Genomic DNA, 12590 nt, shown 5'->3' with positions numbered 1-12590 from the left:
GCTCGCTATTTGATCCAGGAGCGCCTTTCGTACGTATGGTCTGGACTCCACTCCTCAGTATTCGCCCCAGCGCGTTGATCGCACCGCTGGGCGTCTGGCTCCTGCTGGCCGTCCTCGCAATCGGAAACGGCGTGTTTCGCGAGACGGTGCTCGTGCCACGCATGGACGAGCACCGCGCCCACGTTCTGAGTACGGCGATTCTCGCCGGCGTCATTCTGCTCGTGAGCTACGGCTTCTTCGCGTGGTCGAACAGATCGTTCACCGACGCCGAACTCATCGGGATCGGACTCGTCTGGACCGTGCTCACGGTCGGATTCGAGTTCCTCGTCGGCTACGCCGAGGGCACGCCCGTCTCGGTCACGATCGAGCAGTACGACGTGACCGCCGGCCAGGTCTGGATCGTCGTTCCGATCACGCTGTTGCTCGCGCCCTATCTCTGGGGATCGGTACTGCGGGTGTAACCGGTCAGTGCGGTCGAATCAACCGCCCTCACCAAAAACTCACACCCCACCGCCGCCGAACGCTCCGTGACACAGTCCACAGGGGTTTCGGCGATTCCACCCTCCACCGTGTTTTCGCGAGCCCTGACCAGCCACCATCGGGTGGGACTGGAAGGGGCCGACCGCTCGACCTGCCCCGACGAAGCAAGCACTACAGCGAGGGAGTGGAGCGACCGAGTGAAGCGCGCAGCGAGTCGCGGCCGGTTTCGCGAGCGTAAGCGAGCGAAACCTCGTCGGAGCTTGCTCCGACGGTGGTCGATCGGGAGGGGGCTTCCAAGCTGTTTGCTGTCGTCGGTTATCAGGAACTGAGCACGCATCCACCATTTATCCGAAACCGAACCGCGAACGGTATGACGCCAGCAACCCCTACTCCGACACACGAATGGAGGTCACGCTGCTCGGCACGGGCGATACGATCGGTACACCCGCTCCTGGCTGTGACTGCGAGACCTGCGAGCGAGCCAAAGAGCTCGGCGTCGAGCGTACGCGCTTCTCCGTCCACGTGCGGAACGAATTCACCGGCGAGTCCCTCCTGATCGACTTCAGCCCCGACTTCCGCCAGCAGTTTCTCGACTCAGGCGTCGCCCTCCCCGACGCGGGGATCGTCACGCACGTCCATTTCGACCACCTCGACGGGCTCGGCAACGCCTACCGGCTCGTGCGCGATCTCCCGGTCCACGCAGCGAACGAGACCGATCCCGTGACGGGAAAATCGGTCGCCGAAACCGCCCGCGAGCGGTACGACTATCTCGACACGGTCACGGTTCACGACGCCGATCCCCTCGAGCAAATCGAGACCTGCGGGTTCGAGGCGACGCTGGTGCCCGTCGACCACCCGCCGCTGGTCTGCTACGGCCTGCGGCTCGAGGATCCCGAGACCGGTGCAGCCCTGGCGCTCACCGGCGACACCAGCTTCGGAATCCCGGAGCGATCCCGCGATGTCCTCCGCGGCGCCGACCTCCTCCTGGCCGACGCGATCGTGCCCGCGAGCTACTGCCAATACCACCCGAAGGGCGGCGATCACCACGACGCCGAGGGAGTTCCCAGAACGTTCGGCACGAAACACATGACCCGGACCGGCGCGCTGTCGATGGCCGAGGCGCTCGACGCCGAGACGGTTCGGCTCGTCCACTGCTCGCACAACTTCGAGCCCGACGAGGCATTCGAGGACCCGCTGGCGGTCGACGGCGAGCGCTTCGAGCTGTGACTGTCGACGGTCCTGCCGATCGAGCGCCGCTCGCCCCGCTCGGCCGCCGGGGCGCCTATCAGATTTGCCGGGAGGAAGGTCAGTCGCAGATTCGGGTGTAGCTGCCACCGGAACGGTCGTAGATGCGGACGTTCCGGAAGGCCGAGTGAGCGGCGGTGGCCGCGTCGTCGTCGGTCGCAAACGCGAGGGTGTCGAAGCTGCCGGTGTAGTGCTCGCCGACGGGGATTTCGTAGGCCGTCCAGTTGGCGCCGTCGACGTAGGTGTCGTACCCAGCGATCCCCCAGGACTGGGTGCCGTAGAGTTTGAACACCCTGCGCTGGTCGACGGTGCTGCCGTCGTCGAAGCCGATGCCGTGAATCTCGCCCTCCGCGTCGCTGCGGAACTCGAAGGTCAGGACGGTGTCCGACCCGACGGTGCAGGTCGTCGGTAGCGTCGCCTGCTTCCAGGTGTTGTTCGTCAGTTCGAGGGTGGAGCTGTCGATCACCGTCGCGCCGCCGGCCGTGTCCTGGGACGACGAGTAGGGCGTGATCGTGCTCGCCGAGAAGTCCAGCGGCGCGGGCGCAGGATCGACCGAAACCGTCGTCGTCTCGGTGACGGCGTTCCCCACGGCGTCGGTAGCCGTAACCGAGACGTCGTAGGTCCCGCCGGAGAGGAAGGTGTGATTGAGCGTGGGGCCGGAGTGGGAGCCGATCGAGTCGCCGCTCCACTCGTAGCTGAGCGTGCTGCCGTTGGGTTCGTAGAGCCGGACGTTCCGGAACTCGGAGACGCCGGTGTCGCTGTCGCCGTCCATCGCGAGCGCGAGGTACGCCATCTGCCCGGTGTAGTACTCACCGACCGGAATCTCGTAGCTCTGCCAGCCATCGCCGGTGGTGTAGTTGCCGTCGAACGCTTGGATGCCCCAGTTCTGGCTCCCGTGGAGTTTGAACAGCCGGTTCGCGTCGATACTGCTGCGCTGGCTGTCGAGCCCGATGGCGTGAATCTCGCCTGCGTCGTCGGTCCGGAACTCGAATCGCAAGACGGTGTCCGCCGTGACCGTATACTGGAGGTCGACCGCCCGCCAGGAGTCGCCGTAGACGCCGACGCCGTTCCCGCCCTCGATCACCAGCGAACTTCCATCGGCGTCCTGTGAGCCCCCGTAGCTCTGGATCGTGCGCCCGTCGAAATCGATCGACGTCGGTCGGGCCTCACCCCCGGTCGCGTCGGCTTCGAAAGAGACGGGGAGGGGCGCCGTGCCCGCAGTCTGGGTCGCCGAGAGCGACAGATCGATCGTCAGGTCCACGTTCAGCGTCGTATCGAGTAGCGCGCGGGTGCCGTCGTGGACGACCAGCACGTCGACGCGCTCGCCGCTGGGCGCGTAGGAGTGGCTGCGCCGCTCGCTGGCCTCGAGCGTGCCGTCTCCGTCACCGCTATCGAGCCCGAACGCCGACAGCGGCACACGCTCCAGATCGCCGCCCGCGGAGAGGACCACCGTCGTGGCGTTCTCGTCGAGCCCCGAACCGCCGTGGTGTTCGATCGTCAGCGTGCCGTCGGCGTGTTCGACGGTCAGCGAGGCAGTTGTCGAGGCCTCCTCGGAGTTATAGAGGCCGTCGGCGAAGGAGAACGCCCACAGCCCGAGCACACTCGCTGCCAGAATCACCACGGCCACCATGAGGACCGTGGCGATGGCGCTGGACTGTGCTCGATCGGTGGACATGTTGGTGTTCGTTTGCAACACTGGTACTGAAACGTTGTGGCAGTTCCCGACTGCTTCGGGTCCGGACGGGCCGCAATCGACGGCGACGCTGTTGTCGGGAATATCGAGGTGGGGAGCGTGGTCAGCCTGCTGGAGGCCGCCGTCAGCCAGCCGTGGACCGCGACGATGACCTCCGATGGCGAGCTACCGTCGTTCCAGCCCGGTATCGAACCGACGGTGTCGTAGTCGGTTCCGGTGTGGCCGTCGGTCAGCTGGTCGCCGTACCATCAGTGAATGTCGAAGTGGCCGCGAGTCGTGACGCGAGGGTAGTCGTCGGTGCCGGTGGCGTCCCCGTCGTCGTCGCTGAACGCAGCGGCACTCCCGGCCAGACCTTCGACGCCTGTGAGAGCGACGGCAGCACTGCCAGCCCGCCGGAGGCCGCCACGACGACCGATCGATTCGGTGAGAGTGGGATGGCCGCCAGTATTCCCTATGGTCGATCGTGATGAACCCGTGTGAAAGAGATTGTGCCGAGTGGCCCGCCGCTGCGGACGCCTGGGACCGGGCGGATCTATCCCGGCTAGTCAGTCACTGAGCCGCCCGCCGACCCCCGCGTTGACCACGTACGTCCCGTCGTAGGTCGCGCCCTCCACTACCGTCCGAAGGTCCACCGCGATCGCGACGACGTGCGTGTCACCGCCGCGCTCCTGGACGACGACCCCGTCGATCGCCTCGCACGGGCCGAACTCCCGGCCGGGGCCGTCCGGACAGCTGGCGCTCGCCCACGCTGCCGCGGCTGAGCCGTTTCGCTCGATCTCGTGGACGGTGCCGCGCTCGACGCTCCCGGTCTCGATCGAAGCGACGCGGGCGTCGAATCGGGCCGCAGCGTCGCTCGCCACCGCCGCCCGGGCACTCCACGGCCGCGAACCCTGGAGATCGGTGCTCGCGGAGAACGCCGCCCGTTCGACCGCCCAGCGCGCGTCGTCCGTGGGTGTCGTCGCGCTCGGCGTGCTCGCGGCCATGCCGGCGTAGCCGAGCTGCATGTAGGCGATGACGACCGGTAGCAGGCCCATCGCGATCACGCCGGCAGCGACGAGGACGAGCTGGCCTCGCCGCGATCCGAGTCGGCCCGCAGCGGCCGGATCGCCACAAGCTCCCGCACTCGAATCGTCGGCGCTCACGGGTGCCACACCTCGATTCGAACCTCGCCGTGCTGGGTCGTCACCGTCGACGCACCGGCCACCGCGCCGGTTGGCCGTTCGAACCCGACTGCGCCGTGGGGAGTCTCGATCCGATAGAGGAGGTTCGCCGGAAGGAGCGACTCCACGCGCTGTTCGAGCGCGGGAGCCTCCCGATCGAAGCTCGTCTGCGAGCGGGTCAGTTCGTCGAGACGGGTCGTGCCGCCGTGGCGCGGCGGCTCCTCTGCCAGCACCATTCCGACGTCCTCGGCGTACACGTCGAGCTGGGGATCGTCGGCCGGGGGCGCCGGCGTACCGATCGCGACGAGCGCAGCCAGCGAGAGGATCATCACGACGCCGATTCCTGCCTCGACGACCGGCATCGAGAGCTGTGCGCGATCGGTCGCTGCCCTACCGATACGTCGGGGCGAGCCGCCAGTCACACCGACGCACCTCCGCCGGACGCTCGTTCCGTGTCGTCGACCGTGACTGCGAGGATCACCCGGTCGCTATCCGTCGACTGGTAGGCGATCTCGACGTCGCCGGTGTCGAGTGGACCGGTGGTCTCGAACTCGAGAGACAGCGTTCGGTACGGCGAAGTCAGGACGTCGTAGGTGCCCTCGAGCCCGCCGCCGTCGGCGAGCACGACGCGATCGCCGGAACGAACTTCGGTCACCGTCGTGCTCGAGGGCGGATCGATCGTCAGCTCGACGGCGTCGGTCCGGACGGGGAGGGTGACGCCGGGATCGGTACCGACCAGCACCGGCGTCCGTTCGACGCGCTCGCTCGACTGGACGAGTGCGATCCTGCGAACGACGTGGCCGCCACCTGGATCGCCGACGGCGGCGATACGATCACCGTCGACGGCGACTGCCATTTCGAATCTGTCGGTGGCGCCGACCTGCCGCAGATCCGCGGCGGAGAGCGAATCGAGTTCGTCGGCCGCGAGGACGTTCTGTGAGACCGCGATCGGCCCGCCGGCCGCGACGAGTCGGTCGCTGGCCTGGATCGCGGTCACGCGTTCGGCGTCGCCACGGCGCGTGTCCCGGAACGCGTCCTCGACGATCACCATCGTCCCGGCGAGCGTGATCGTGACGACAGTGATCGCCGCGACGAGCGAGAGGAGCGTCGACAGTCCCCGATCGTCGCCGGCAAGCGTCGATATCGGTTCGTTCGGTTCGAACCCGCGGCTCACGCCGATCCCGCCTCCAACCTGACGACGCGGCCGCTGGACGTCTGCTCGACGGTGACCACGGCCGGCGCACTGCTTCGCCACTCGCCCTCGACGCGCTGGACGTCCGACGGCAGTCGGAGCGGGATCGTCGTACTGATCGCGGCGGTGTCGTGGACAAGTCTGAGCGAGTCGTTCGACGCGACGATTCTGTAGAGCTCGTCGTCGATCGTTCGCGGAAGTTGGTGACGGGTGGTCCCGGTCGCCTTCGAATCGGCCGGCACTGCGGTCTGGACCTCGAGCACGCTCTCTGCCAGCACACGCTCGCCGAGTTCCTCGCCCGTCGTCGCCTGGTACTCCGGAACGACGCCACCGTAGAGGACGCCGACCATCGTCGAGATGTAGAGGACGACGATCCCCGCCTCCAGCGACTTGCCGACGACTGCCGATACTGCCCTATCGTGGTCCCACTCGCATCCGCCTCGCTTCGGTCCGCGAGTCACGGCAGCACCTCCAGATCCGTCTGGTGAACGACGAGATACGTCCGTCGCTGGCCGGAGAACTCCGCGACGACGCTCGACTCGGCGTCGGCGCCGTCCTCTGTGAACGTCCGGGATCGGTTCACGACCGTCGCTCCCTTTCGCTCGAAGAATTCGGCCCACGCACGGGGATAGGCCGTCTGAACGGCGAGCCGAACGGTGCGCTCGCCGAGATCCAGCCGCTGGTGGGACACCGCCGCCCGGAGAGTCACGCGCGCCTGCCCGTTCGTCCCGAAGGAGACGTTCTCTGCGTCGATCTCCGGCGCACCGAGCAACAGAACGCCGGAGCTCCCGCGATCGGCGACGACCGACGGCCGCTCGACCATCGTCGCGCCGCTGCCGGCGCTGCGAAGGACGGCTCCGTTCCCGCCGACGACGGTGTAGTCGTCGACGGTGTAGACCAGTACGTCCGAGTCGACGCGTTCGATCACGCTGCCGTCGCTCGCGTCGATGACGCGGATCGTGCGACGCTCCGTGGTCAACGATCCGTCGCCGAAGCGTAGCTCTGCCTCGGCCGTCCCGATCACGTCACCCGGCTCGGCGACGATCGTCATCGCCTCGGCGACGCGATTTGCCTCCGCGTCGCTGGCGCCCGAATCGACGACAGTTCCGATCGCGACGGTGAGCCCACCCAGAGCCAGCACCGTCAGTCCGATCATGAGACTGACGCCGACGATATGGGACTGCGCGCGGTTCCAGGCGCGAGAGCGATCCGATCCTGCGTCGGCGGCGCGTCGATCGGTGCAGCGACCGCCAACGTCGCGACGCCGGCTCACGCCATTCCCACCCCGCGGAAGATCAGATAGCCCAGCAAAACGAGCAGGCCGGAGTGCAACAGCCCCTCGTACCGCCCGCGGTTCGCGACGCCGGCGAACCACCCACAGGCGACCAGCGTGCACTGGGTGACGACGTAGAAACGAAACCGCATCGCGTCGAGATCGACCGCGCCGGCGTCGAACCCGATCGAACCGTCGACCTCCGAAACCGCCGAGAGCTGCGTGAATCCGTCGATGACGTAGCTGTTGACTGCGATCGTGATCCCGACGATCAGGAGCGCCGTCGTCCAGCCGACCGCGACGTAGACCTGCATCGAGGATCTCAGCGCCTGTTTCTCGTGGTGGAGGCGACCGACCTCGGTCTGGAGTGCGTCGAACACGTCTTCGACGTCTCCGCCGGAGTCCAGCGCACCGGTGACGAGACCGATCGTCTGCTCGGCCAGCGGCGTCCCGACGCGCTCGACGAACCGATCGAGCGCCTCGCTGCGGAGGTCACCGTCGTGGGTCGTGAGCCGAGAGTTGAAGGCGAGATCCGCGACGTCGGGATCCAGTGGGCCGAGATCGACCTCCCGCGCGACGATGCCGACCGCCTCCGAGAACGGTCTGCCGAGCGCGACGTGTCCGGAGACGGCGTGAACGAAGTCCTTGATCTCCCGGTCTTTCGCGTCGTCGATCCGCGATCTGCGGATGGAGATGACGCCGACCGGGATCACACCCGCTGCGTAACTCAACAGCAGGACGTTCAGCGGATCGAACCCGGCAGCGACGAGGACAATCGCGATCCCGGCTGCGATCGGGAGCGCGAACACGATCGCGCAGGCCGGATTGGTCGTCGCACGAGCGAGCGTCTCTGCCATCGTCGCCGGTCGCTCGTAGACGCGAGTCTGTCCCGGTGGCCGGAGGCTCTCGACGGCCATCGACGCCGCCAACCCGACGATGAGCACAAGCACCGCACTCGAGTAGATCACGAGGGCCCGAAGCGTGATCGAGCCAAAGGGCGTCGAAAGGGTGCCGGAGAGACCGGTCGAAAGCACGCTCAGGACGGAGATCACGATCACCAGCAGCGCCGGCAACACGAGCATGACGATGAACAGCTCGGCGAGCAGTTCGAGGAAGTCCTGTCGACGCTGTCGTGCCCGCGATTGCCGATGGGAGAGCATCCGCGCCTCCATTCGCAGGTAGGAGGTCAGCTCCTCCTGGCCCTGGCTGGCGTGTTCGCGGAACTTCAGGAGGAAGGGAGCGAGCGTATCCCGGGAGGGCGTGTCCCGGGCGACGATCCGCAACCCTTCGCCGAGACTCCCCGTCAGCGTCGCTTTGTTGAGTGCGGTTCGGAACGCGACGGAGGTGTGGCCGTACGCCTCGCGGTTGTTCGCTACCTTCCGAAACATTCCGCGTAGATCGTCGCTGCCCGTCGATAGCACCCGAAGGTAGCGGACGGCACCCGGAAGCGTGCGCTCGATGTTCGACGCGCGAGCCGCGGCACGTAGCTTCAGATAGCGTCCGCCTGCGCGAATGGAGCCCCGCTTGAGCAGAGCCGCCGCCGGCAACGCAAGGACGATCGCGGCGACGCCCCGGCTGCCGGTCGGCAGTGCTGCTTGCGTCGCGGCGATCTGTTCGGGCAACAGCGCCGCTACGACGACCGTCGCGAACGCGACACCGAGGAGGAAGACGATCCAGGAGAGGCCGTAGAGCCGGGCGACGAAGACGCCGAAGCTGGTCGAGACGTCGGTGCCGCGGTAGGTGGCCCGGTCGCCAGCGTGGCGACCGCTGTCGGCGTGGCGAGAGAACAGGGCGTAGAGCGCACGATCGAGGAGCGAGAGGCCGACGCCGCTCCCGGCGTCGCGCCCGTCGCTCTCGGCGGCAGCCGCAGCGTGAGCCGCGTTGACCGCGTCCGTCGGCTGGCCGCCGTCGCTTCGGGCTGGCGGGTCGTCGGTTGGGTCGGCGGTCACGACTCACCCCGGCGCCGCAGTCGTTCGACGGTGGCGGCCTCGTTGGTCTCCAGGTCTGCGACGAACGCGAACAGCTCGTCGAAGTCGTCGAGCCCCTCCCGCTGGAAGTAGCGAACGTACCGAAGCTTGCGGTGAAACTCCGCTTCGACGGCCTGTACGGGCCGGTCGGTTCGGTCCGCGATGCGGTGGAAGACCCGAACGTCGCAGCTCGGCGCTGCTTCGTCAGCGTCGTCCGTTGGCGTAGGGGTACCGGTATCGGTCGCGTCTCCGGGAGAACCGCTCGGCGGGGCGTCGGCGCTGTGGGCTCGCTCCTCGGGAGGGTCGAAAGCCGACCGTTCGAGTCGCTCACCGATCGCGACGTCGCCACCGCGGCGGTCGTCGGTCGGAAGTTCCGGGTGGTCGTAGTTGAGGTGGAACGAGCCGGTCGGATCGCGTTCGGCGACCCGGTTCCAGTAGACCGTCGAGTTCCCCTTCTCGATCGCGCCGCGGACGCCGCCGACGGTCTTGTAGGCGTCGTCGCCGAGGAACTCGATCACCTCGCCGACGTACCGCTCGCCGTCGACGTGTTTCGGGAAGACGACGAGGTCGATCTCCCGGAGGAGATACGGCGGGAGCCCCTGTTCGACGACGCGATTGACCAGCTTCTCGACGTCCTCGGCGTGCGTCGTACCGACGAGCCCGTGGCCGGTATTGAGCGTCTCGCCGAACGTCTCGAAGGAGGCCGGCGTGTTGATTTCCGCAATGACCTCGATATCCGGATTCAGATAGTTACACTCCGTCATGAGGTCCGCCATCGTGACGCGCTTGTAGTCGTCCTCGTGGTCGCGCGTCGTGAGCGAGACGCCAGTCTCGTGTGGAAGCCGGACCTCCCGGGAGCCCTCGTCGATGGAGATCGGGCGATCTTCGAACCTGACGAACGGCATATGCGCGTTCATCAACGTCGTTTTTCCCGCGCCTGTCGGCCCCGAAAACAGGACGACACAGCGGTGTTCGTAGAGCTGCCACAGCAGTGCGACCAGCTCCGGCGAGATCGACCCGGCCTCGAGCAGGTCGACGGGCGTCATGGCTTCCGGCGCCTGCTTGCGAATCGAGACGTGCGGGCCGTCCTCGCTGATGACCGGTAGCGCGACCGCACAGCGGATCGTCACGTCGTCGTCCACGCCCTCCGGCGCGAGATTGACCTTCGCGCTGGGGTTTGCGGCGTTGAGTTCGACGCCGTCCGCGGCGGCGAGCTGGCGGACGACGTTGACGAACTCCGTCTCGTCCTCGAAGGTGAGGTTTGTCGGCATCCGGCGGTCGTGTGAGACGGCGGATCTGGGGACGACCTTCACCCGCTCGCCGACCCGGTTCGCCTCGATGTCCTCGAGATTGACGTCCCGGATCGGGACCGTCAGCTTCCCCTCGCCGACGTAGTCCCGGAGGACGTAGTAGACGAGATCCTCGAGGCGATCCTCGGCGAATCGGTCGTCGATCGGCGGAACGGCGAGGTCGTACGTCGAGAGCGCGGAGCGGACGCGGTAGCGGGTCGCGTCGAACCACGCTCGGGTGTTTCGGGCAGTGAGGAGCCGAGAGAGGACCAGCCGGGCGCGCTCGCGAACGAACGCCCCGCGGTCCTCGACCACGCCGTCGACGTTCGTCTCCCAGACGCGGGTCTTGCACTCCTCGACGAGCTGCTCGTCGCCGGGCAGCAGATCCGGCTCCCTGACGGCGTACTTCGTCGTGAACGCGTCGGAACCGATGAGGTGTTCGTGGTAGACGACGACTGGCACCTCGAACTCGCGAAAGGCGACGGTGTAGGTGTTCAGTCGCTCGCTGACGAAGCGATCGAGGAACTCGGGATCGCCGGGGAGCTCGGTGACTGCCGGCGCGTAATGCTCGGTGTGGACGATCAGCGCGTCTTCGGCGGCGTCGGCGACCTCGATCGACTCGTCGAGTGCCAGCGGCGTCAGTTCACCGAGACACCGGAGGTCACGGAGGGCGTAGTAGCGCAGTCGCCGGAGGCTCTCCTCGGTCGCGTCGACGAGCCGTCCGATCGCACGGCGGTATTTCGCCTCGAACCCTGCCGCGATCTGCTCGCGGGTGCCCTCGCGCGTAAGTGGCCGCGAGAGCGTCGCGCCCTCGAAGTGGTCCATGATTTTCGCGAGACGCTCCTCGTCGCCGGGGGAGAGCACCGGCTCGCGAATGCGGTAGGCGAACCCGTCGTCGGTCGCGGAAATCGTTGCGACGACGCCCGGACAGAGTTCGGTCTGCTCGCGGACGTCCGGGGCGTACCACGCGTCGGGATCGTCCGGCGGGACCGGCGCTGGAACGGCAGGTGCGGGATTCGTAGACTGTGTTGCCGCTGTCCCCGTGGTAGCCATGGTAATGACTGGTGGTGACGTTATTTAATTTAAACCTTCGGAACGCGTACCGAATATCTCGCAGATTCGATTACCAACGGCGGAGCTAGAATCAGCCGTTTTGGCGAGAGATATTCTTAGATGTCTAACCGATATTTCGTCAAACGTTACGTTTATTCGGATGACGGCGGGATCGCCGGCATGGATCTCGATTGGCAATCACTGCCGAAATCCGGCAAGGCGACCGTGGTCAGCGGCGCCCTCGTAGCGCTCGGCACCGTACTCCCCTGGATGTCGTACTCGGGTGGATCGGCGTCGCTGCTGCAGGACGGGAAGATGGAGGTTCTCCTCTCGAACGGCCTCTCCTCGCCAGAATCGGCGACGGTCGCGACCTCGCAGACGCTGCTGGTCGCGTTACTCCTCGCGGGCGTCGCTATCGGGCTCCCGCTGGCTCGCGGGTGGGACTGGAAGTCGTCCCTGCCCGCGGCAGTTCTCGGCGTGATCGCGAGCCTCCTGTTCGCGTTCAGTGCCTTCCTGCTCCACGGCGGCGGACAGGAGGCCGTCCTGGTGGGTGGCGAGCAAGTCGCAGAGACCGCGACGCCCGGCACCGGTCTCTACCTGGGGAGCGCAGGCGCAGGTCTGGTCACGATCGTGACCCTCGGTCATCTCGTGTCGGCTGGCCTCGGACAGCTGCGAAGCTGATCCACCGGGCTCGCCGATACCTCTTTGAACTTGCCGATGGTCGTACAGTTCATGGAGAAAGTCACGATCGACGATGTCGAAATCGAGGTGAATCCGCTGCAGGTCCACGACGTACGCCGCCCGGTCACGAAGGCGCTCGACGCCGACCACGTCGCGATGAACTACTTCGAACTCGCCCCGGGCGACTCCTTCTCCGGCGGGCTCCACACCCACCACGATCAGGAAGAGTTGTTCTACGTCGAGTCGGGCACCGCCGAGTTCGAGGTCGGGCGCGAGCGCGACATCGAGATCGTCGACGCCGGCGAGGTGATCCGCTTCGAACCCGGCGAGTTCCAGAAGGGGTACAATCCCGAGGACGCCGAGGAGGATGTCGTCGGCTGGGCGATCGGCGCACCCGGCTACCAGCACGACTGGGAGGACCTGGAGTCGGTCATCTACTGCGGCGAGTGCGAAGCAGAGCGAGCCCACGGCACGCGGATGACCGATGAGGGCCGCTTCGAGTTCACCTGCACGGAGTGTGGAGAACAGTTCCAGATGTGAGATCGCGTTCGACGAAT

General features: G+C 66.9%; 13 protein-coding genes. 5 read left to right on the top strand and 8 right to left on the bottom strand.

Annotation, left to right across the window (positions count from 1 at the left end; all coding sequences use genetic code 11):
- The first annotated feature begins 35 nt into the window (after positions 1–35).
- Together MXF70_RS04750 and MXF70_RS04745 are read left to right on the top strand one after the other, a co-directional pair.
- The gene (locus tag MXF70_RS04750; protein WP_248517860.1) at positions 36–461 is read left to right on the top strand and encodes a hypothetical protein; all 426 of its coding nucleotides are present in this window, start codon (positions 36–38) and stop codon (positions 459–461) included.
- Positions 462–882: 421 nt separating this feature from the next.
- A complete protein-coding gene (locus MXF70_RS04745; RefSeq protein ID WP_248517859.1) occupies positions 883–1707 on the top strand; it encodes an MBL fold metallo-hydrolase in 825 nt (274 codons plus the stop codon).
- A 79-nt stretch (positions 1708–1786) separates the two neighbouring features.
- On the opposite strand, the gene MXF70_RS04740 is transcribed toward MXF70_RS04745, so the two are convergent.
- Complete coding sequence (locus MXF70_RS04740) at positions 1787–3400, bottom strand: PKD domain-containing protein (protein WP_248517858.1); 1614 nt, start codon at positions 3398–3400, stop codon at positions 1787–1789.
- Positions 3401–3669: 269 nt separating this feature from the next.
- On the opposite strand from MXF70_RS04740, the gene MXF70_RS04735 reads away from it, so the two are divergent.
- A complete protein-coding gene (locus tag MXF70_RS04735; protein ID WP_248517857.1) occupies positions 3670–3885 on the top strand; it encodes a hypothetical protein in 216 nt (71 codons plus the stop codon).
- Between the two features lie 78 nt (positions 3886–3963).
- Here the strand turns inward: MXF70_RS04735 and MXF70_RS04730 are convergent, their stop codons facing one another.
- From MXF70_RS04730 to MXF70_RS04700, 7 genes are all read right to left on the bottom strand, one after another.
- On the bottom strand, positions 3964–4560 hold the full coding sequence (locus MXF70_RS04730) for a DUF7261 family protein (protein WP_248517856.1): 597 nt from the start codon (positions 4558–4560) through the stop codon (positions 3964–3966).
- Positions 4557–5000, bottom strand: a complete 444-nt coding sequence (locus tag MXF70_RS04725; protein WP_248517855.1) for a DUF7262 family protein — start codon at positions 4998–5000, stop codon at positions 4557–4559. The genes MXF70_RS04730 and MXF70_RS04725 overlap by 4 nt, the downstream gene beginning before the upstream one ends.
- Entirely contained in the window at positions 4997–5752 is a 756-nt protein-coding gene (locus MXF70_RS04720) for a DUF7263 family protein (protein ID WP_248517854.1), read from the bottom strand. The genes MXF70_RS04725 and MXF70_RS04720 overlap by 4 nt, the downstream gene beginning before the upstream one ends.
- The gene (locus MXF70_RS04715; RefSeq protein ID WP_248517853.1) at positions 5749–6231 is read right to left on the bottom strand and encodes a DUF7266 family protein; all 483 of its coding nucleotides are present in this window, start codon (positions 6229–6231) and stop codon (positions 5749–5751) included. Before MXF70_RS04715 ends, MXF70_RS04720 begins: the two co-directional genes overlap by 4 nt.
- Entirely contained in the window at positions 6228–7043 is an 816-nt protein-coding gene (locus tag MXF70_RS04710) for a DUF7289 family protein (protein WP_248517852.1), read from the bottom strand. The genes MXF70_RS04715 and MXF70_RS04710 overlap by 4 nt, the downstream gene beginning before the upstream one ends.
- On the bottom strand, positions 7040–8833 hold the full coding sequence (locus MXF70_RS04705) for a type II secretion system F family protein (RefSeq protein WP_375140840.1): 1794 nt from the start codon (positions 8831–8833) through the stop codon (positions 7040–7042). The genes MXF70_RS04710 and MXF70_RS04705 overlap by 4 nt, the downstream gene beginning before the upstream one ends.
- A 155-nt stretch (positions 8834–8988) precedes the next feature.
- A complete protein-coding gene (locus MXF70_RS04700) occupies positions 8989–11352 on the bottom strand; it encodes a type II/IV secretion system ATPase subunit (RefSeq protein WP_248517850.1) in 2364 nt (787 codons plus the stop codon).
- Positions 11353–11532: 180 nt separating this feature from the next.
- On the opposite strand from MXF70_RS04700, the gene MXF70_RS04695 reads away from it, so the two are divergent.
- Together MXF70_RS04695 and MXF70_RS04690 are read left to right on the top strand one after the other, a co-directional pair.
- The gene (locus tag MXF70_RS04695) at positions 11533–12033 is read left to right on the top strand and encodes a hypothetical protein (RefSeq protein ID WP_248517849.1); all 501 of its coding nucleotides are present in this window, start codon (positions 11533–11535) and stop codon (positions 12031–12033) included.
- 51 nt (positions 12034–12084) lie between these two features.
- Positions 12085–12573 carry a cupin domain-containing protein gene (locus MXF70_RS04690; protein ID WP_248517848.1) on the top strand — a complete coding sequence of 163 codons (489 nt, stop codon included), beginning with the start codon at positions 12085–12087 and terminating at the stop codon, positions 12571–12573.
- Positions 12574–12590: the final 17 nt, after the last annotated feature.

The organism is Salinarchaeum laminariae (assembly GCF_023204835.1).
Taxonomy (GTDB): domain Archaea; phylum Halobacteriota; class Halobacteria; order Halobacteriales; family Salinarchaeaceae; genus Salinarchaeum; species Salinarchaeum laminariae.
The sequence above is the reverse complement of the archived record's forward strand: the minus strand, read 5'-3'. Positions and strand labels throughout refer to the sequence as shown.

Excerpts from the sequence above, each read along its gene's own strand:
- MXF70_RS04740 (WP_248517858.1), bottom strand. The coding sequence starts at position 3,400 with ATGTCCACCGATCGAGCACAGTCCAGCGCCATCGCCACGGTCCTCATG.
- MXF70_RS04690 (WP_248517848.1), top strand. The coding sequence starts at position 12,085 with ATGGAGAAAGTCACGATCGACGATGTCGAAATCGAGGTGAATCCGCTG.
- MXF70_RS04750 (WP_248517860.1), top strand. The coding sequence starts at position 36 with ATGGTCTGGACTCCACTCCTCAGTATTCGCCCCAGCGCGTTGATCGCA.
- MXF70_RS04695 (WP_248517849.1), top strand. The coding sequence starts at position 11,533 with ATGGATCTCGATTGGCAATCACTGCCGAAATCCGGCAAGGCGACCGTG.
- MXF70_RS04745 (WP_248517859.1), top strand. The coding sequence starts at position 883 with ATGGAGGTCACGCTGCTCGGCACGGGCGATACGATCGGTACACCCGCT.
- MXF70_RS04700 (WP_248517850.1), bottom strand. The coding sequence starts at position 11,352 with ATGGCTACCACGGGGACAGCGGCAACACAGTCTACGAATCCCGCACCT.